Origin of the sequence: Treponema socranskii subsp. socranskii VPI DR56BR1116 = ATCC 35536, assembly GCF_000468115.1 — a bacterium.
Classification (GTDB): Bacteria; Spirochaetota; Spirochaetia; order Treponematales; family Treponemataceae; genus Treponema_D; species Treponema_D socranskii.
Genome location: NZ_AVQI01000042.1, coordinates 1 through 19,486 on the forward strand (window position 1 = coordinate 1; position 19,486 = coordinate 19,486).

General features: G+C 50.3%; 17 protein-coding genes and 1 tRNA gene. 8 read left to right on the forward strand and 10 right to left on the reverse strand.

Annotation, left to right across the window (positions count from 1 at the left end; all coding sequences use genetic code 11):
• Positions 1 to 224: 224 nt before the first annotated feature.
• Together HMPREF0860_RS05805 and lysS are read left to right on the forward strand one after the other, a co-directional pair.
• Complete coding sequence (locus HMPREF0860_RS05805) at positions 225 to 1,886, forward strand: putative manganese-dependent inorganic diphosphatase (protein ID WP_021330438.1); 1,662 nt, start codon at positions 225 to 227, stop codon at positions 1,884 to 1,886.
• 306 nt (positions 1,887 to 2,192) lie between these two features.
• Positions 2,193 to 3,788 (forward strand): lysine--tRNA ligase, encoded by a 1,596-nt coding sequence (gene lysS / locus HMPREF0860_RS05810; protein ID WP_021330460.1) that lies wholly within the window; start codon positions 2,193 to 2,195, stop codon positions 3,786 to 3,788.
• 119 nt (positions 3,789 to 3,907) lie between these two features.
• On the opposite strand, the gene HMPREF0860_RS05815 is transcribed toward lysS, so the two are convergent.
• The 9 genes from HMPREF0860_RS05815 to HMPREF0860_RS05860 all read right to left on the reverse strand — a co-directional run bounded on the left by HMPREF0860_RS05815 (position 3,908) and on the right by HMPREF0860_RS05860 (position 12,687).
• Positions 3,908 to 4,606, reverse strand: coding sequence for an ABC transporter ATP-binding protein (locus HMPREF0860_RS05815; RefSeq protein ID WP_021330435.1), 699 nt, complete (start codon positions 4,604 to 4,606; stop codon positions 3,908 to 3,910).
• Positions 4,599 to 6,239 carry an ABC transporter permease gene (locus HMPREF0860_RS05820; RefSeq protein WP_021330478.1) on the reverse strand — a complete coding sequence of 547 codons (1,641 nt, stop codon included), beginning with the start codon at positions 6,237 to 6,239 and terminating at the stop codon, positions 4,599 to 4,601. Before HMPREF0860_RS05820 ends, HMPREF0860_RS05815 begins: the two co-directional genes overlap by 8 nt.
• Positions 6,236 to 7,267: a thiamine ABC transporter substrate-binding protein gene (locus HMPREF0860_RS05825; protein WP_038081117.1), complete on the reverse strand. Its 1,032-nt coding sequence runs from the start codon at positions 7,265 to 7,267 to the stop codon at positions 6,236 to 6,238. Before HMPREF0860_RS05825 ends, HMPREF0860_RS05820 begins: the two co-directional genes overlap by 4 nt.
• Before the next feature lie 346 nt (positions 7,268 to 7,613).
• A tRNA-Arg gene (locus HMPREF0860_RS05835) sits at positions 7,614 to 7,687 on the reverse strand.
• 42 nt (positions 7,688 to 7,729) lie between these two features.
• A complete protein-coding gene (locus tag HMPREF0860_RS05840) occupies positions 7,730 to 8,584 on the reverse strand; it encodes an MBL fold metallo-hydrolase (protein ID WP_231364381.1) in 855 nt (284 codons plus the stop codon).
• Positions 8,585 to 8,636: 52 nt separating this feature from the next.
• Entirely contained in the window at positions 8,637 to 9,293 is a 657-nt protein-coding gene (locus HMPREF0860_RS05845) for an HAD family hydrolase (RefSeq protein WP_021330458.1), read from the reverse strand.
• The gene (locus HMPREF0860_RS05850) at positions 9,290 to 10,510 is read right to left on the reverse strand and encodes an FGGY-family carbohydrate kinase (protein ID WP_038082285.1); all 1,221 of its coding nucleotides are present in this window, start codon (positions 10,508 to 10,510) and stop codon (positions 9,290 to 9,292) included. The genes HMPREF0860_RS05845 and HMPREF0860_RS05850 overlap by 4 nt, the downstream gene beginning before the upstream one ends.
• Positions 10,510 to 11,769: a ribose-phosphate diphosphokinase gene (gene prs / locus HMPREF0860_RS05855; protein ID WP_021330486.1), complete on the reverse strand. Its 1,260-nt coding sequence runs from the start codon at positions 11,767 to 11,769 to the stop codon at positions 10,510 to 10,512. Before prs ends, HMPREF0860_RS05850 begins: the two co-directional genes overlap by 1 nt.
• A gap of 186 nt (positions 11,770 to 11,955) precedes the next feature.
• Entirely contained in the window at positions 11,956 to 12,687 is a 732-nt protein-coding gene (locus HMPREF0860_RS05860; protein ID WP_021330476.1) for a FadR/GntR family transcriptional regulator, read from the reverse strand.
• A gap of 235 nt (positions 12,688 to 12,922) precedes the next feature.
• Here HMPREF0860_RS05860 and HMPREF0860_RS05865 point away from each other — a divergent pair, with 235 nt between their 5' ends.
• The 6 genes from HMPREF0860_RS05865 to HMPREF0860_RS05890 all read left to right on the forward strand — a co-directional run bounded on the left by HMPREF0860_RS05865 (position 12,923) and on the right by HMPREF0860_RS05890 (position 18,984).
• Positions 12,923 to 13,510, forward strand: coding sequence for a class II aldolase/adducin family protein (locus HMPREF0860_RS05865; protein ID WP_021330454.1), 588 nt, complete (start codon positions 12,923 to 12,925; stop codon positions 13,508 to 13,510).
• A gap of 71 nt (positions 13,511 to 13,581) precedes the next feature.
• Positions 13,582 to 14,379 (forward strand): N-acyl homoserine lactonase family protein, encoded by a 798-nt coding sequence (locus HMPREF0860_RS05870; protein ID WP_021330441.1) that lies wholly within the window; start codon positions 13,582 to 13,584, stop codon positions 14,377 to 14,379.
• A 12-nt stretch (positions 14,380 to 14,391) separates the two neighbouring features.
• Entirely contained in the window at positions 14,392 to 15,609 is a 1,218-nt protein-coding gene (locus HMPREF0860_RS05875) for a Tm-1-like ATP-binding domain-containing protein (protein WP_021330472.1), read from the forward strand.
• Positions 15,610 to 15,628: 19 nt separating this feature from the next.
• A complete protein-coding gene (locus HMPREF0860_RS05880) occupies positions 15,629 to 17,023 on the forward strand; it encodes a GntP family permease (RefSeq protein WP_021330489.1) in 1,395 nt (464 codons plus the stop codon).
• A gap of 86 nt (positions 17,024 to 17,109) precedes the next feature.
• Positions 17,110 to 17,805 (forward strand): class II aldolase/adducin family protein, encoded by a 696-nt coding sequence (locus HMPREF0860_RS05885; protein ID WP_021330422.1) that lies wholly within the window; start codon positions 17,110 to 17,112, stop codon positions 17,803 to 17,805.
• A gap of 255 nt (positions 17,806 to 18,060) precedes the next feature.
• Positions 18,061 to 18,984 carry an MBL fold metallo-hydrolase gene (locus HMPREF0860_RS05890; RefSeq protein WP_051169957.1) on the forward strand — a complete coding sequence of 308 codons (924 nt, stop codon included), beginning with the start codon at positions 18,061 to 18,063 and terminating at the stop codon, positions 18,982 to 18,984.
• Positions 18,985 to 19,181: 197 nt separating this feature from the next.
• Here HMPREF0860_RS05890 and rpmB read toward each other — a convergent pair whose 3' ends face one another.
• Positions 19,182 to 19,436 (reverse strand): 50S ribosomal protein L28, encoded by a 255-nt coding sequence (gene rpmB / locus HMPREF0860_RS05895; RefSeq protein ID WP_021330439.1) that lies wholly within the window; start codon positions 19,434 to 19,436, stop codon positions 19,182 to 19,184.
• Between the last annotated feature and the right edge of the window lie 50 nt (positions 19,437 to 19,486).

Sequence of the window (19,486 nt, forward strand, 5' to 3'; positions counted from 1 at the left end):
GAACTTCGCGCTTCGCGCTCGTTGCAAGGTTGCGCGGGGAACTTCGCTCGATGTACGGCACGGTGTCGCTTCGCGTCCTCATTGAAATGGAAAACTCTAGACCGCCTCATTGCCCATTGAAAATTAAAAATGGATTTCCGTGACGCTTGTATCCGCCGGTTGATGGATTCCCGCCCGGTTATAATTGTTTGACAAAGGGGGAAATTTGCACGAAAATATCGTCTATGAATATGAAAGAGAAGACCGTTTACATAATCGGACATAAAAATCCCGACACCGACTGCGGCGTTGCGGCGACCGCGTATGCGCGCTTAAAAGAGCTGCTCGGTCAAAAAAATTATGTCGCGTGCAGAGCGGGGCATTTTTCTCCGCAGACGGAATACGTGTTTAACCGCTTTAAAGTGCCTTATCCGAAATATATCCCCAACGTCGTTCCGAAAGTCGCCTACTTTATGAGCGGTTCGTGCGATGCGGTCGGGGAAGACGAATCGGTGTGGGATGCCATCAGCGCGATGGACAGGTTCGAAAGCCGCGTGCTGCCGGTCGTCGACGAAAAGGGCGCGTATATGGCGATGCTGCATTACAATATATTTGCGCAAAACGTGCTCGCCGTTTTAAATCCCGAACACAAGACGGCATTTCCGGCGAGTATCGCGCTCATCGCGCGCACGATACACGCGCAGCCGGTAATCGTCAAAGACGAAAACGCCGTGTTTAAAGCGTCGGTACTTGTCGGGGCGGCGTCGCTTGAAACCTTTACAAAAACGCTTTCGGAGCACAACAACGAAAACGCCGTCGTCATCACCGGAGACCGTGAAGACATACAGAGTGCGGCGATCGATGCGGGTGTCAAACTCCTTATCGTCACGCTCGGAAAGGCGCTGAAAAAAGAGCTGCGCGAAAAAGCCGAAGAGAGGGGAGTGTCGGTTATCATCAGTCCCTATGCGACGTCCCCAACGGCCATGCTCATTCCGTATGCTGCACCCGTTTCGGTTATGGCGGACGCCGACGTTCCTCCCGTGCATCCTGAAGATACGGTAGCTAAGATACGACCGCTCATTCAGGAGTCTCCGTGCCGCTGCCTTCCCGTCATCGACGACGATAAAAAACTCGTCGGTTTGATTTCCGAACACGATCTCTTGCAGGAGCCCGGCATCGAATTGATATTGGTGGATCATAATGAAGCTTCTCAAGCAGTCGACGGCATCGAGCATTACCGCATACGCGAAGTGATCGATCATCACCGGCTCGGAACTCTTTCCACCGATTATCCGATTATGTTTATTTCGAAACCCATCGGTTCTACGTCAACACTGATAACGAATCTCTACCGTGAAAATAAAGTATCGATCCCGCGCGAAATTGCGAGCATTTTGCTGTGCGGTATCCTTTCGGACACGCTCATCCTGCAGTCGACGACGACGACCGACGAAGATCGGGAGACGGCAGCATACCTTTCCGACATCACCGGTCTCGACGTCAAGCAGCTCGGCAAAGACGTGATCGCCGCCGGCAGCCGCATCAAAGGGCGGAGCACGCACGACCTTGTCGGACAGGATATGAAAGAGTATGTGCAGGGCAAAGTGAATTATACGGTGAGTCAAATCGAAGTCGACGATACGAAAGAGATTTTCGACCGCAAAAAAGAATTCATCGAAGAGCTCGAAATCGAGCAGCGATCGCGAAAAGCGCTTTTTTCGGCGCTCCTCGTTACGGACATCACGCAGCTGTCGAGTATGCTGTTTTTGGTCGGAGACGAAAAATTTTTATCTCTCGTTACCTTTCCCCGCCTTGAAGAGCATATCTACTATTTGAAAGATGTCGTGTCCCGCAAAAAGCAGCTCATCCCGCTTGTGACCGAGCAGCTGCACGCATACGAAGCGTGACGGGAGGCTTTGCGCGCAGGTAGTTGCACGTGGGCTTTGCGAGAGGTTTCGCGCGGGCGAATAGCTTTGAACGGGCGGTTGTTTTTCTTCCGACCGCGTGCTATTATAGCAAAATATCCGTGCCGTCGATCGGTCGGAATAATAATTAATCAACAACCCCGACGCGAGCGTCGGGGCACAGTGCTCAACGTTTCGCACTGTGTGTTCTCATAAGGTGGTTGCAGTCGGCTTTAATACCTTTTGTTACGACGCAGAGCGTCGGGGTATTAAACCCTCCGCACGAATAATTTTTAATAAGGGAATGTTATGGGTATCGATAAAAAACTTTTGTGCCATTGGGCTGACCGCGTCGCGGACAATATCGTTTCGGCACGGGGCGAGCGAGATTTATATACCTGCGCTTCGGGTATAACGCCGTCGGGTACCGTGCATATCGGGAACTTCCGTGAAATCATCACGGTCGATTTGGTCGTGCGCGCGCTGCGCGACCGCGGCAAAAACGTGCGATTTATCTATTCGTGGGACGATTACGATGTGTTCCGCAAAGTGCCCGCGAATATGCCGAATCAGGACGAGCTGAAAAAATATCTGCGCTTTCCGATTACGATGGTGCCCGATACGACAGGGCGCGATGCAAACTATGCGCGCCATCACGAAGTCGATATCGAGCGGGAGCTTCCGAGAGTCGGTATACATCCTGAATTTTTATATCAGGCGCAGCGCTACCGTGCAAACCGCTACGCCGAAGGCATGAAAAAGGCGATGCAAAATCGCGAGCTTATTAAATCGTGTCTGAACGAATACCGCGACGACGCGCACAAGATGAAAGCCGACGAAGCGTATTGGCCCGTTTCGGTGTTTTGTTCGAAGTGCGATCGCGATACGACGGAGATCACCGGCTACGACGGCGAATACGGCGTATCGTATAAGTGCGAATGCGGACATGAAGCGGCGGAAGATCTCCGCACGTCGAAGGGCTTTAAGCTCGGCTGGAGAGTCGATTGGCCGATGAGATGGAACGAAGAAAAAGTGGTGTTCGAGCCGGGCGGAAAAGATCACGTGAGTCCCGGCGGTTCTTACGATACGGCAAAACTCGTTTCGAAAAAAGTGTACGGCTGGGATGCACCCGTTACGATGAAATACGATTTTGTCGGCTTAAAGGGAATCCCCGGAAAGATGTCGTCGTCGAAGGGCAAAGTCATCGCGCTTTCCGATGCGCTTTGCGTGTACCAGCCGGAAGTGCTGCGCTATATTTTTGCCGTCAACAAAGTCGATCACGAATTTGCGATCAGCTTCGATCTCGACGTCATTACGATGTATGAAGCATACGACCGCACCGAGCGCATCGCATGGGGGCTCGAACAGGCGAAAAACGACGACGTTGCAAATCACGAAAAGCGCGTCTATTTGCTTGCTCAAGTGGAGTCCGAGCTGCCGCGTGTCATGCCCTATCAAATCGGCTTTAGAATGCTGACGACGCTTTTACAGACGTATTCCGGCGACATCGACGCGGTTATCGCATCTTTGGGCGATGTCCGGGACGAACAAAAAGACTGTTTGAAGCGGCGATGCGAGTGTGCGTGGTATTGGATCACCGAATGCGCGCCGGAAGATTTTAAATTTGCGCTCCGGATCGAAAGCGGGGCGGTCGCGTTAAGCGACGCGGAAAAAGCGGTCGTCGAAAAGATGAAAAGCGATGTGCTGCCCTTTGTCGAATCGAGCGGAGAGCAGGAGCTTTCGCAAAAGATCTACGACGCTGCCGTCGGATGCGGCATTAAGCCGAAAGAGCTTTTCGGTATCATGTACCGCGTGCTCATCGGTAAAGAGCAGGGGCCGCGCCTTGCAAGCTTTATGAAGATTATCGGAAAAGAAAAGCTCGAAAGGATATTCGCCGAATATTGAGGATACAAAGTGCGGCGTTTACGGTGCACTTTGTGAAAGGATATGCTCGTAAATCCTGCGCGAAGTTCCCCGTGCAGACGACGGGGGGGGGGCCGCCGATTTTTTATGTAAATGTCCCGTTATTCGAGCATCGCTTCGCTGAAATTTTCAGGCAGCCCTTCCCATTTTTTTCGTCCGCTTTCCAGTACGATGATTTTGTCTGCGACGGCTTTCGCTTCGGCTATATCGTGCGTAACGAAGATGCCGGTAAAGCCTTCGCGCCTTTGGCTTTTGCGGATATCGTATGCGAGTTTTTTTCGAAGCGGCGCGTCGAGCGACGAAAGCGGTTCGTCGAAGAGGACGAGGGGGGGCTTTGCGATGAGCGTGCGCGCGAGCGATACGCGCTGTGCTTCGCCGCCCGAAAGCGTATCGGGCATCCGTTTTCCGAAGCCTGTAAGAGCGAACTCAGCGATATAAGCTTCAGCTTCGGCTTCCGCCTCTTTTTTGCCGACACCCTTGCAACGGAGCGCGTACGCGACGTTTCCGGCAACCGTCAAATGTGAAAAGAGCGCGGGACTTTGAAAGACCATGCCGATCCCTCGTTTTCCCGGAGCGAGCTTTGAAAGTTCTTTCCCGGCGAGCGTTATGACGCATGCTTTTCTATCGTTTCGACTGCTCGGCTCTTCGAGTCCTGCGATGAGGCGAAGTACGGTCGATTTTCCGCTGCCGCTTTTTCCGACGATGACCGTCATCGTACCCTTTACTGCCGTAAAGGAAAAGTCAACGGTAACCGAATCCCACACGCGGAAGAGATTTTTCGCACAAAAATAATTATCCATAAACGGTTCCGAAATTATTAATTTTTTTCCCGAGCGCAAAGACAAGGGCGCACAAGACACACAGGATCGTGCCGGAGATACACGCATCGGAAAATCGGTATGCCGATGCGAGGCGATAGGTGTATAGCGAAAGCGTGTCGAAGCGCGGTACGGAAAGAACGAGCGGCAGCGCCGTATCTCCCATACTCACCGCAAAGCAAAAACCGAATGCCGAAACGATACCGCGCTTTGCCGACGGAATCATGATGCGGAACACCGTATCGGGTGCGACCGGCGAAAGCATGCGGGCTGCGTCAAGCGTTGACTGCGGCACGGCGCACAGCGATGCGTAAATTTGCCGGAATGCGAGCGGCCACGCGAGGGCGGCTTCGGCAAAAACGAGCGTCGCTACGGATGCGCGGCGCACGGCGATCGTCATGCCGACTCCCATGACGACCGAGGAAAGCGCCATCGGGAGCATGGGAAGTGTCCTGAGCATTTCGGATGTTCCGAACGGATCGCGGATGCGGATATATGCGGCATAGGTAAATCCTGCGGTGATGCACAAAAGGGCGGTACAGGGGGCCGTTATGCACGTACCGAAAAGCGCGCTTTTGAATCCCGCTGAGTTGATAATTTTAATAAAGGACGAAATGCCGCCTTTTCCGGAAAATCCTCCGGCAGCGATACCCGCAAGCGGTGCAAGAAAAAAAAAGGCGATGAGGACGGCGAGGACTGAAGCAAAAGCGCATTCGAGTATTTTCGTGCGTTTTTCTTCATAGGGCGCGTGCCCTATCGGAGGTGAGTCTTTTTTCTCCATATACTCGGCTGTTCCCCTTTCTTGCGTACTTCGACAAGCGCCGTAGACAAAGAGCACGATCATGGCACACATCGTTTCGATGAGTGCGAGGGTTGCCGCCGTTTTAAAATCGAGGGAAGCGCGCGCGGCTCGATATATTTCCGTTTCGAGCGTCGAAGAACCCGCGCTCCCGAACAGGAGTACGATCATAAAGCTGAAAAAGCAGTAAAGAAAAACGGGGACGCATGCCGCGGTTACGGCAGGTGAAAGCTCGTACAGCGTTACGGTAAAAAAGATGCGCCTCTCGTTCGCTCCGAGCATGCGTGCGGCGTCGCGCTTTACGGGCGAAAGCGTTTCCCAAAAGGCGGAAACGACTGCGGTGACGAGCGGAAAATTGTAAAAGCCCTGTACGATGACGATGCCCGCCGTCGAATAGAGGAACGTGAACGGTGCATTTTTCAGATGAAAGATTTTGATTAAAATAGAATTAACCGCACCGTTGATGCCGAATACGGAAACGAAACCGAGGGCGACGATGAGCGACGGAACGCACAACGGAACGGCGGAAAGCGAAAGGATAAAGCGTTTTCCCGGAAAGCTTCTGTTTGCGGTAAAAAAAGCTGCGGGAATGCCGATTGCCGCAGCCGTCAGCGTAGAAAAAAATGCGATGGCGAGGGTACGGAGCGCCGTACGTGCTATATATCCGCCTGCGATGCGAGTGCTTTCGGTTTTTACAAAAAGCGGTGAAAAAGCAGCGGCGAGGGGAACAGCGAAAGCGCCGATTATTAAAATGAAAAGTACCGAAGCGAACACGCATACTCCGTATTCGACGCTTCCGGTGCGGCTTCTCGTCATTTGCCGAGCGATTCGATGATGCGCGGAACGGCAGCTTCGACTTCGCCCGCGTTGTACGTGAGCGTTTTCGACTCTGCAGGCGATGCAAGCGCATAGCATTCGGGAAGGACGACGGTTTTATTTGCCGGGTACATCCACTGCGTGAGCGGGATTGCGTTTTGCGCTTCACTTCCGATAAGGTAGGCGATAAACGCTTTTGCGCCTTTTTCGTTCGGCGCGCCTTTTACGATACCCGCGCCTTCGATCTGTTCGACGTGCCCTTCCGGAAAGACGAGCGCTCGGTAGCGGTTCGTTTTATCGGCATAGATGTGATAGGCGGGGCTCGTCACGTAACTGACAACGAGCGGCGCTTCCCCCTTTGTGAAAAGACCGTAACCGCTGCTCCAGCCGGATGCCATCGTCAATACTGCGGGCTTGAGCTTTTGCCAATAGCTTTCGTAATCGCTTCCGAATACGGCGATCGTCCACGCGGCGAATCCGAGCCCCGGCGTGCTCGTTCTCGGATCCATAAGGATGAGTTTTTTTGCGTATTCGCTCTTTATTAAATCTTCAAGGCTTTTCGGCGCGGGTGTATTCGACTGCGTATCGTAGATGAGTGCGAATTTACTCCAGTCGTAGGGCGTAAGGAGCCAATCGCCGCCCAAGCCGTCCGAAAGCTCTGAAGGGATGACCTCATCGGCGCCTTTGGGCTTAAAAGAAACGAGGACGTTTTCCTTCCGCGCTTTGTTTATTAAATTGTTGTCCACGCCGAGGAGCACGTCCGCCTGTACGTTGTTTTTTTCGAGGACTGCTTTCGAAAGCACCTGCGCGGCGTCTCCGCAGTTTACGTATACGGCTGAAAAGCCCGTCGCTTTTTCAAAGCCGCTTGCGATCGCGCTTCCCGGTCCCCATTCGCTCATAAAGGAATCGTATGTGTAGATGACGACTTCCTTTTTTTGTGCGCTTTGCACGGCCTTTTTACTGCATGCAGCCGATACGAAAAGATTGATGATTAATAAAATTGAAAGAATAAAACGATGAGCGTTCATAGTCTTCCTCCGCCGGCATTATCCGGATCAGGTTGGAATACCATACGGTATTCTGCGGGTATAATCTCAGGTCGCGGCAGTGCCGTTTCCACCCCGGTTATGAGAGCAGTATAGTAAAAGTTTTTTTTTGCGTCAAGGCACGTGCGGTTTTGTGTCAAGGATTTTGTGCGGCACTCAGGCAAGATCTGCGCAAGCTTGGGCACACGCGTTAGGCGCCGGAGCAACGCGGAGCGGCCGTCGGAGCGAGATATGCGAGCGGGACGGCTGGAGCGAAAGCGGAATTGCGCAGGCACCGGCGGGCGAAGCCCGCAACGCCCCGTTTCAAAATTTTAATAATTATTAATTACGGCCCATACGCGATTCGAACGCGTTACCTATTGCTTAGGAGGCAATCGCTCTATCCAGGTGAGCTAATGGACCAAACAACACTTTTTTAATATACGGGCGCGGCAGCCGGACGCATTATGTTCCGAAATCGTAATAGACGCCGCGCTTTGTAAATCCCGCAAAACCGTCTTTTTTTGCGTCGTATTGATCGACGTTGTCGCCGTAGTGGCACAGAAGCATTTTCTTTTTCATGTCTGCCGGAAGCGTTTTCAAGTCTTCGTAATACGCGTGTACTCCTCCGGGGAAAAATTGGCAGTCGTGAAAGATGTATTCGATGTCGTACGAACCGCACATCCAATCGAGGAGCTCCCTGTCAAACTGCGTATCGCCCGGAAAGAGGATGCGATCGTCGATAAGTACGCCGACCGAATAAAACGATGTGCGCCACGAACCCGTTTTATCGGGAATGTGATGCGTGCGGTAGAGTTTGATGTTGATCGATCCGACGTTCGCTTCGTAGAGCGGACGGGGCTGTCGCGCGATTTGGCGCGGCGTTATCTGATCGAAATAATCTTCGAAGGTCATAAAAGCGCCGTCGGTATATTCGCCGTATGCGCAGCCGCCTTTGAGCGATTGGTTCCATAAAATTTTTTTATACTGATCGGTGATAACCATCTTCGGCCGGATCTTCGTCGTATAGCGGCCGACGAGCGCGACTTCTTCGAGCCCCCCGATGTGATCCGCGTGAGAATGTGTGATGAGCAAATTTCTTACGGACGCGATGGACGAATGATACGTGTACATCGCATAAGGGCAGACGGCTCCGCAGTCGACGAGCACGTGATCTTTGCCTTTTATAATCAACACGTTGTTTTGAAAATACTTTTTCGCAAAGGCGCTTCCCGTTCCGATAAAAAAGAAACGGAGACTGCCGTCGCTCGTAAATTCGATTGTCTGCTCAAGCTTTTTGATTTTCACGATAGACCTCATATTTCTATATTATACACGGTAAATGAAATAAAAACAATTTGTCGTGCAAAAATTATTTACACGAAAAATTCAACACATTCGGCAGTTCGTACACGTCCGAAACCCCGTCAACGATGATTCCTCCCATGCCCATTGCAAGCGGCAGAACGATATCGATATCGTAACGATCTCCGACGCTGAGGCATTCTGCGATCTCGGCTCCCGTCTCTTCGGCTGCTTTTTCGAAGGGTTCCCGCGCGGGTTTCGATTTTCCGAACGTATCGAGCCCGATGACACTCGCGATGCAGTCTTCGACGCCGAGCGCACAAAGCGTTTTACGTCCGACACTTACGGGATTGTTCGTAACGCAGACGAGCGCATACGATCTTTTAAGCGTCTGCAAAGCTTCGAGGAGTCTTTCGTCGCGCGATAAAAAATCGGCCGGTTCGATGAGCTCGTTCCTCCACGCGACGCACGTTTCGATCGGGATGCCGAGCGCGGCAAAGGTATTGCTTTCGCTTATTTTTTGTCCGCCGTGCGTTTTCGACCATTCGCTTCGGTAATCGTCGAACATCGTTCGGGCTTCTCTTTCGGATATGCCGCGTACTTTTGCGAAACGGCGGAGCTGAACTTCGCTTTGATGAGACACGTATGCGCCGTTCGTGTACAGAGTCGAATCGATGTCGAAGATAATTGTTTTGATCTTTTCGGGCAGGCGGCAGATTTTCATAGGGCGCTCCGCGGCTTGTATGTTTTAATAATTTTTACGAGGGAAGAAGCGGCTTTTTCGAGCGATCCGTACACGCCCAATCCCGTAAAGGCCGCAGCCGCATCTCCTATAAGCTCCGCGTCGGGACAGGAAGTGAGCGCAAGCGGAATGCCTGCATAATCGCATTTCATCTGCATCCATTGTTCGTTTTTCGTCTGGCCGCCGGTTACGACGACCGGAAGGATGACGCGGATATTGTTTTTTTCGGCAGCTGCGAGCAGGACGGAAAACGACCGGTGCAAATTTTCGGCGATGAGCGACAGGATTTCGAAGCCGTCGCTTTCGGGGTGTTCGAGGCAGTACGCGATGAGTTCTTCGTATGAAAACTCTCTTTCCATAATCGCTTCGACGATTGTCTTGTAGTTGACGAACATGCGCCCGCTTTCGGTCTGCAGTATGGACGCGTTCCAAAGTCCGCTCATGACGGAAGGCAGGGAGCGCACGCGCTCTGCGTGCAGCGGAAAGGGTGTGCAGATATTGACGCCTTCGCTGGAACCTGCGCGGTCGTATATCTTTCCGACGGCAAGGGAATTCGTTCCGATCATCGCGGCGATAAAATCCGGGCCTCCGCAAAAAACACGTACCGGTTTTTTTAAGCCGAGAGAAGCCGTCGCTTTTTCGTGCGTCGCTCCCGCATCGCTTGCGATCGGAACGTAGGGCGGGAGTTTGCTTTCAGGCAGGGATGCCGCTTCGAGCTGTTCGCGCGTCCAATATGCGCTCTCGTAGCGCGCTTCCGGTAAAATCGTCAAATTCGATCCGGTGAGTTTATGAATGAGGTATTCCGGCCCGGAATAGATATACGGGGAAGCGTTCCATTCGGCGGGAAAAAGCTCGCGAAACGCCGCGATGCGCGGGATAAAAAGAGAATGCGCGGCAAGAGTTCCCGCGATCGGTACGGGCTTTATGTCGGCGTTCCACAAGAGCGTCGTTCCGTCTTCGGAAACGATCGTCGGCCCGTTTCCCGAAATGCCGATCGCCGCTATATCGTCTTTTCCGGCCGCATCGATGAGTTTTTTCGACGCACTGCACAGAGCGGGAAACCATCTTTGCGCGATATGCCGTTCATCCGGCTTTTCAAACGATTCTTTCGCAAACGCTTTGACATTGCCCTCGGCATCGATCAGTGCGGCTTTCAGCGATGTCGTTCCGATGTCGGCCGAGAGTACGGTCTTTTTCATCATGTTTTCGGTTGCAGCGGCTGGGTCTGCTTTTCCATCTTTTCAATGAGCGTGCGGTTTTCGAGCAGGCGGCTCAGCGATTGGTTATAGTGAACGCGCATGATGACGTTTGCAAAAAGACCGCTTACGCTCGTGTTGATATACCATTCCCGTTTGCACAGCGCTTCGTGATAGACGGCGTTCGTTCCGATGATGCGGTAAAAAAGCCCCTGTCGGTACGCTTCGTCGAAGAGGTCGATCGCGTTGCCGGTAAAAAACGGCAGGCTGATCGCGGCGATCACTTTCGTCGCACCCTGTTCTTTCAAAAAGCCCATCGCTTTTAAAAGGGTGCCGCCGGTGCCGAGCATATCGTCGGCAAGGAAGGCGACTTTACCGTGCACGTCGCCGAGCAGTTTAATCGATTTGATGTTCGTATTCTTTGCGTTTTGCGTGACGATCGAATAATCGCGTTCTTTGTAGATCATCGCAAGCGGCAGCTTTAATCCGACCGCGTAGAATTTATTTCTGTCGATCGCGCCGGTGTCGGGAGATACGACGACCAAATCCTCCGTTTCACCGGTCAAGTCGACGATCTTGCTCAGCTCGCGGATGATTTGATAGCTTGCGTGCAGGTTTTCGAGATTGACGGAACTGAACGCATTGACGATTTCGCGCGAGTGGATGTCGAGCGTAATGATCCGCGTTACGCCGAGCCATTCGTAAATGTGGCCGAGCATACTCGCAGTCAGTCCTTCGCGTCCCTTTTTTTTGTGCTGCCGGCTGTAGGGGTAGGCGGGCACGACAAGCGTAATGGCCGCAGATCCCGCCTGCCTGACCGCATCGATCGTCACGAGCATGGACATGACGTGGTCGTTGACGGAAAGAACGGCTTTGTTCGTGCCGTCGTTCAGCGAAAGCTCTTCGTGATTTTCTATGTCTTGGAAGATATAGACGTCTTTTCCGCGTATGGATTCGAGCAGTTCGGTTTTGAATTCGCCGTTTGCAAAAAACGTAAAGCGCGCGGGAATTTTAAAAGACGGCGCGCGATATTTCGTCACATCGCCTTTGATGTAGAGTTCGGGCGCGTCGATATCGTTTTCGAAATTGATTTTTTTGACAAGATCGTCTTTATTCAGTTCGTAGCGTTTTGAAATGACATCGTTTTTAAGCGTAAAACGATGCTTGTACATGTGCTTCAGATGCGTGATCACTTCGTCGGCGAAACGTTCTCCGCCCGGACATGCAACGACGGCCAGGTTCATCGGTTCGGAATACGGCATGATTCAAGACCCCTCTTTCGCGATTTCACGCGTGGTTTTCATAGTATCATTTTTTTTGCGATGTGACAATCGGACGATTGTGAACAGGCGGCGATCTGCTGTCTTGAAGTGCGACAATTTTTGGTCTAACGGCGGGATTTCGATTTTTAGCTTACGTTTGCGTTTTGGTTTTCCAACCGTTCAAGGCTATATATCTTCGATTTGCGGCTGCCTGTCATCCGATGCTTTTTGCGATAACAGCATTTCCACTCGTTTTAAGTGATTTTTCATTGCAGCGTACGCTTTGCCTTCATTGCCGTCGAGAACGCTTTCATATATCTGCGTGTGATACGTGACGACTTCGTCGCGCGGCGTCGTATATTTAAGACTCCAAAATTGATGAGCGGAGATCGAATATGAAAGGGTTTCATAGCATTGCTTTAAAAAATCGTTGTATGATGCATTGACGATGGATCTGTGAAAACGCAAATCGGATTCGAAAAAACTATTTGCTTTTTTTAATTTGAGTTTTCGAATTTCATTGATCGAATCGAACAGCGCATTTTGTATTTCTTTAATATCATCCGACGTTCGATTTAAAGCCGCCTCTCTGGCCGCTTCGGACTCGATCACGATACGCATTCTAATGGATTCCAGCAGCAACCGTTCGGAATCCAGCTTGCGTTCTCGTTCGATGCCGTCCATGTCAAAGGAGCCGTCTCCCTGTGAAATTATGACGGTACCGGATCCTCTCGTAGTTTTTATAAAGCCCCGTATCGCAAGCAGTTTGATGGCTTCTCTGACAGGGATACGGCTTGTATTGTAAAACTCCGCCAGTTTGCGTTCTGCAGGAAACTTATCTCCGATATGATATTCCCCCGTCATAATCTTTTGCTCGAGATCATGATAAATGTCATCGCTCAATCTTCTGCGTGTCATATTTTTTAATTATAGCTGAAATTTCGATTTATAGTAACTGGCAATCAGTCTTTGGTATATATTATTCCAATAATTGATGAATATATTACCGGTTGTATTCGGATATACCAAATAATTATATGTAACTTGTTATAATATAAAGAATAAGTAATATTAGGTAATTTTATGCTTGACGGATATTGGTATGTATATTATAATCCAGTTGTAAATTATTTGAAAAGGAGGATTTTGCTGTATGTATCGAGAATTTTTGAAAGCAAAAAACGAATTCCTGCAAGCGGCAGCAAGGACTTACGAAAGCGGCATCCAAACGGGGACGGGCGGCAACCTCAGTGTCCGCATACCCGGGACGGATCTGATGATCGTAAAGCCCAGCGGTTATTCCTATGGACAGTGCAATGAAGAGAATCTGACCGTAACCGATTTCGAAGGCAATCTTCAAGAAGGTACGTATAAACCGACAAGGGAGTCTACGCTTCACGGCAATCTCTACAAGCGTTATGCAAATATCGGCGGTATTGTGCATACGCACAGCCCTTACGCCATTTTGATTTCGCTGAATTTTGACGAACTGCCTTTGGTAACGATGCATTCTCAGCTGAAACTCAAAAAACCCGTACAGTGCATTGATGTCAAAACACAGGCCGTTACGGAAGATGAGCTTCCGAAAGTGTTTGCAGTGATGGACAGCGATCCTGAGACCGCAGCGTTTATTTTGAAAGGGCACGGCATCGTAGCTGTAGCTTCCAACCCCGTTAAAGCCGGACAGATCGCAGAGTTAATCGAAGAAACGGCTCAAATCGCATGGGAACAGATGAAATGAATATCGCAACGACAGAGATATCGTTTCTATAAAACACGGATTAAACGATTTTATTCATCAAGGAGAAAAAGATGACCAATTATACTATCACCCCCATCAATACCGGACTCGTCAATTCCAACAAGGCGACGTACCTGTATCATTTCAGTACGCATAAATTTTACGATGTCACAGGCGACGTAAAACTTCCCGTAACCGTTTTTCTCGTCCAAGGCGGCGGCAGAAAGATTATGGTCGATCTCGGCATGAGCGATACCGAAATTGCCGGTAAATACCACCATCCGGGGTCTATACAATCGGAAGGTATGGCGGTGCACGAACAGCTGACAAAGCTCGGCATCGATCCTAAGGAAATCACGGATGTAATTTTTACTCATCTCCACTGGGATCACGTTTACAACCTTGATAAATTTCCGAACGCAGATTTGTATGTGCAGAGAAAAGAGTACGACTTTGCGGTAAATCCGATTCCGATTTACTATAAGTCTTACGAATATCCGGTAATCGGTCGAGAACCGCAATTCAAAGGGCGTGCATTCAACTTCCTTGACGGTGAAGCGAAAATAATGGACGGCATCTATGTATATCCCAGTCCGGGACATTCCGTCGCCCACCAGACCGTCGTCGTCAATACTTCCGAAGGGCAATATCACTGCTGTGGTGATCTGATTTTTACTTATGATAATTTAAAAGAAATACCGCAGATTCATTATGAAATAACACCGCCGGGCAGATTCCTCAATATCGTCGATGAATGGAACAGTATCGTCGAACTTAAACGACGTGCCAAGAGCATCGAATTCATTCTCCCAACTCACGCGCCTGAAATGCTTGATATTATCGCTTCCGGCAGAGTGTACGGGAAATAAAGTGAGGATCCCATGCGAAAGAAAATAGCACTCATCGCTTCATTGGACACTAAGTTAAACGAAACGCTGTTTGCCAAAAAGGAAATCGAAAGCTGCGGCTGCGAGGGATTGATTATCGATATCAGTGCGAAGACGGTATTGGACGCCGGGGCTGAGGTGACACCGGTGGAAATTCTAAAGCGCTACGGTATGGAGTGGAAAGATTTTGATTTGCTTGGAAAAGCCGATCGCATCGAAACCATGTCGAAAGCACTCAACGCTGCCGTTTTCGATCTGTATCGGGAAGGCCTTTTTGATGCCGTCATTTCAATCGGCGGCGGACAAAATGCCAGAATGGCGGCAGCGGCAATGAAGGCTCTCCCGTTCGGCGTTCCGAAAATCGTCGCTTCTTCGCTTGCGTGCGGGAAACGGACAATGGAGCAATACGTCGGAGACAAGGATATTATGGTTGTCCATACGGTAGCGGATATATCCGGTCTCAACGAAATCACGAAAACGGTTATCTATAACGTCTGTCACGCGGTGATCGGTATGCTTGAACATCGGAAACCCATTGAAAAAGATATTCGTAAAAAAGTTGCGGCAACGATGCTCGGCATTACCTGTCGCGGTACCGAGGGGGTACTTCGCAGACTGCCGGACGATTCGTTTGAAAAAATCTGTTTCCATGCGAACGGTACCGGCGGCAGATGTATGGAGTCTCTTATCCGTGAAGGCAAATTCGATCTCGTGCTCGACATGACGCTTCACGAAATCACTTGTGAACTGTTCGGCGGCTACTGTACGGGTGCGCCGAATCGTTTGACGGCGGCTATTGAAAATAACATACCGATGGTTGTCGTTCCCGGTGCGCTCGATATGCTGGACTTTTTCATCGATGAAGACGGAAAGGGGCTTCCCGACGATATAGACAGCAGAAAAAAAGTTTTCCATAACGCCAGTATCTGTCACACTAAAATCCGTAAAAACGAAGCACTACGACTCGCGCAAGCGCTCGCCGATCGTTTGAATCGGGCAGAGATGCCTGTGACGCTCGTTTTGCCCGACGGAGGTTTTTGTGAAGCGGCGGCGGTCAACGGACCGATGTACGATTCGGAAGTCGATAAAACATTTATCGAAACGATAAAGTCGCTCTTAAAAAAGGAGATTCGTGTCGTCGATGTTCACGGCAATATCAATGACGAAGCCGTTCAAGAAGTGATCGCAAAAGAATTAATACATCTTGCGTAAAGAAATAGGAGGAAACTATATGACAACAGTAATCTCGGTTATCGGATTGTTTTTAGCATTGTTTTTGCTGATTTTTCTTGCATTCAAAGGACACAGCGTTATTATTATCGCTCCTATCGTTGCGACGGTCGCGGTGCTCTTTGCGTCGGGATTCGAACCGCATCTAATGGCGAACTATACTGAAGTGTATATGCGCGGTTTTGCAAATTATGCAAAAAATTATTTTCCGCTTTATCTCTTCGGTGCCGTTTTCGCGAAAATTATGGAGGTCTGCGGATATGCCGATTCGATTTCACAGGCGATAGCGAAGCGGCTTGGTGCCGATAAAGCGATCCTCTGTATTGTTTTGATCTGTGCGATCCTGACCTACGGCGGCGTTTCTCTGTTTGTCGTTACGTTCGTCGTTTTGCCGATTGCCATTTCGCTCTATCGTTCCGCTGATATTCCGAAACGCTTGATTCCCGGAGCGATCGCACTCGGCGCTTTTACGTTTACTATGACCGCGATGCCGGGTTCGCCTCAGGTACAAAATACTATTCCAATGATATACTTCGGAACCGACGCTTTTGCCGCCCCCGTACTCGGTATAATTGCATCTATTATCATGTTTACGGCGGGTATGTTGTGGCTGTCATACAGTGCAAAAAAAGCCCGCACAGCAGGCGAAGGGTACGGCATTCATGACGATGGACCGATCGAAGAAAAAGAAAAAAAAGACCTTCCGGGTATCGTGCATCCTATCATTGCTTTTATTTTGATCGTTGCGGTAAATCTGCTTTTTTCTAAAGTGATCTATCCGCGTATCGATTCTTCCTATTTGGATAAATTTTCTACGACTATCAGCGCCGTATCAGGCAACTGGTCGGTTTTAATCGCGCTGCTGGTAGCGACGGGATACTTGATTTTGGTCAGTATACCGCGGCTGCGGAATCGCTTGAAAAATGATTTGAGGGTTGCCGCCGGAAACTCTTTGCTTCCGCTGATAAATTCCTGTGCTGTCGTCGGGTTCGGCGCCGTCATCAGAGGGCTTGCTATCTTTGCTATCGTCCAATCATTCATTTTGTCAGTATCCGCCAACCCTCTGATTTCCGAAGTGCTCGCCGTCAACCTGCTCTGCGGGCTTACTGCATCTGCATCGGGAGGTTTGGGTGCTACATTGCAGGCTTTAGCACCGACCTTTATCGAAGCGGGAGCCAGGGTCGGAATCGGACCGGAAGTGCTGCATCGCATTGCATCGATCTCCTCAGGTGGCTTGGATTCCCTGCCGCATAACGGAGCGACGGTTACAACGCTTTCGCTGTGTAGAATCAGTCATCGGGAAGGCTACCTTGATATGTTTATGTGTTCCGTTGTCATTCCAATCTGTACCGTACTCATAATCGTATTGCTTGCATCGCTTGGATTACGATACTAGGTTGATTTTCTTGAAAACGCCGGAGATATGCTGTTCCGGCGTTTTATATTGTGGGTTGCTATTGCATCCTTACATGGAGTTGCGTGATGGGAAGTTATTTATCGGAAAACGAAGCGCGAGATGTGATTGTTGATATGGGAAAACGGGTATATATGAAAGGCTTTGTCGGTGCAAATGACGGCAATATCAGCTGTCGCATTGCGGACGATACCATTCTTGTAACTCCCACCGGCGTTTCCAAAGGATTTATGAGACCGGAAATGCTGGTTAAAATGAAAGTGACGGGAGAAGTGCTGGGAGAAGGTAAACCGTCGTCCGAAACTAAAATGCATCTGCGTGCCTACACGGAAAGCTCGGAAATCAACGCTGTTGTACATGTACATCCTCAAGTTGCAACCGCTTTTTCCGTAATCGGACTGCCCTTGGATCATCCTGTCGTCGCAGAGGGGGTTCTTGTAACCGGCAATATTTTGATTGCGCCTTACGCAAAACCCGGCACCTATGATGTACCGGACGGCATAGCTCCGTTTGTAAAAAAGTACAACGGCGTTCTGCTTGAGAGCCACGGTGCGCTCACGTGGGGTATGAATCTGGAACAAGCCGTATACCGCATGGAAGCTCTTGAACATCATGCACATATTCTTTTGTATTCGATGATACTCGCACAATTGACGGGTAGAAAAATCAGAGGTTTTACTAAAGACGAATGCGCCGACCTTGTCTCGATCCGTGAAAGTATGGGTGTAAAGACCGGCGGCGTGCCAAAGGAATGGACGAGCTGATATGGAAGATGTATAGCAGATACGACGGAGCCGGTATGACGTACTGCTTTTACGCGGTCCGGTTCTTCATACAAATAAAAAACGCTTCGAATATTTTCCGAGTTTAGACGTACAGGTAAAGTCGGGCGGGAACCTTTGTGTTCTTGTTTTGCTTAAGTGTATCGATCTGTTATCTTTACCGTGCGCTTTTTCGACACTGCTCGTAAACTGCGCATTGCGATTGCTTCCCGTACGTATCGGCGCTATACTGACCGTATGCGGATGATTTTAACCGGCACCGGTACGAGTCACGGCGTACCTGCGATTTCCTGTCATTGCAGCGTGTGTACTTCGCTCGATCCGAAAGATAAGCGCTTTCGGTGCAGCGCGTACATATCGCATCGAAACGCCGACGGGCGCGAAACGCACATCGTCATCGATACGGGGCCCGAGTTCCGCATGCAGGCGCTCGCACATCATATCGATTCTCTCGACGCCGTGCTTTTGACGCACGCCCATGCCGACCACATTGCGGGACTCGACGACCTGCGCATCTACAGTCACACGAAATCCGAAGGAGCGCTCCGCGGTACGCATCGAGCGGAGACGGATGAATCGCCGGGAGCGGGGCTTCCCGTATATGCGGATGAAAATACGATTTCGGGCATACAAAAGAGATTCGACTATATCTTTAAGCCGACGCAGATCGGAGGGGGAAAACCCAAGCTGCATTTGATAAACGCATCGCGCTTTTCGGGAAAGAAGCCGCTTTATATCGGAGAAGTGCGCGTTATTCCGATTCCGATGTTTCACGGCGAGCTCGAAACGACGGGCTGGCTTTTGAGCGTCCGAGACGGAGCTTTATTCCGTTCGATCGCCTATCTCACCGACTGCAGCCGCATACCCGAAAGCTCGATCGAAACGCTCGTCGTATACGGCGGACACATAGAACACGCGGTCATAGACGGACTTCGCGAAAAACCTCACGCTACGCATTTTTCGTATTTTCAAGCGATGGAAAGCGCAGCTCTTATAAGGCCGCACCGTACCTGGCTTACGCACATGAGCCACAATATGAGCCATGCCGATATAACGCGGTACTGCATACGGCGGACGGAAGATCTTCCGGTTTTGTCGGAAATCGCGAAAGCCGGCGGTTCGGTGTTTCCCGCATACGACGGTCTCGTCCTCGATGTGTAGCGTTCGGAAAAAGCGGTCGCAGGGCGGGTATCCGAAAACTTCCGTGTGTCCCTTTTGGTAAATACGTTTCCGCCGATCGCTGCCGCTTTTTAAAAGAAAAAACCGCCCGAAAGGCGGTTTACGACTGCGATAAAACGATACGGCAAAACGGCTTTTGGGAACCTCTAAAAGCTGCAGTTTTTAGAGGTAACTTTACCCTATTGCGCTTCGGCGGCTTTTTTATCCTGTTCGGCGAAAGCCATGCGCACGTCTTTAGGGATGCGTACTTTTTTGTCGATATAGTCCGAGCGGATGCAGTTTGCGCACACGTTGATCGTGCGCGTCGTTCCGTCGACGATCGCTTTTACTTTGTGGAGATTCGGCCGCCACGTGCGTTTCGTATGATTATATGAATTGCTTACTTTGTGACCGTACATGAGCGATTTTCCGCAAACATCACAAGTTCTGGACATATTTGTACCTACCTTTACCGAATTGTACGATATTTTATCACTCTATCGGA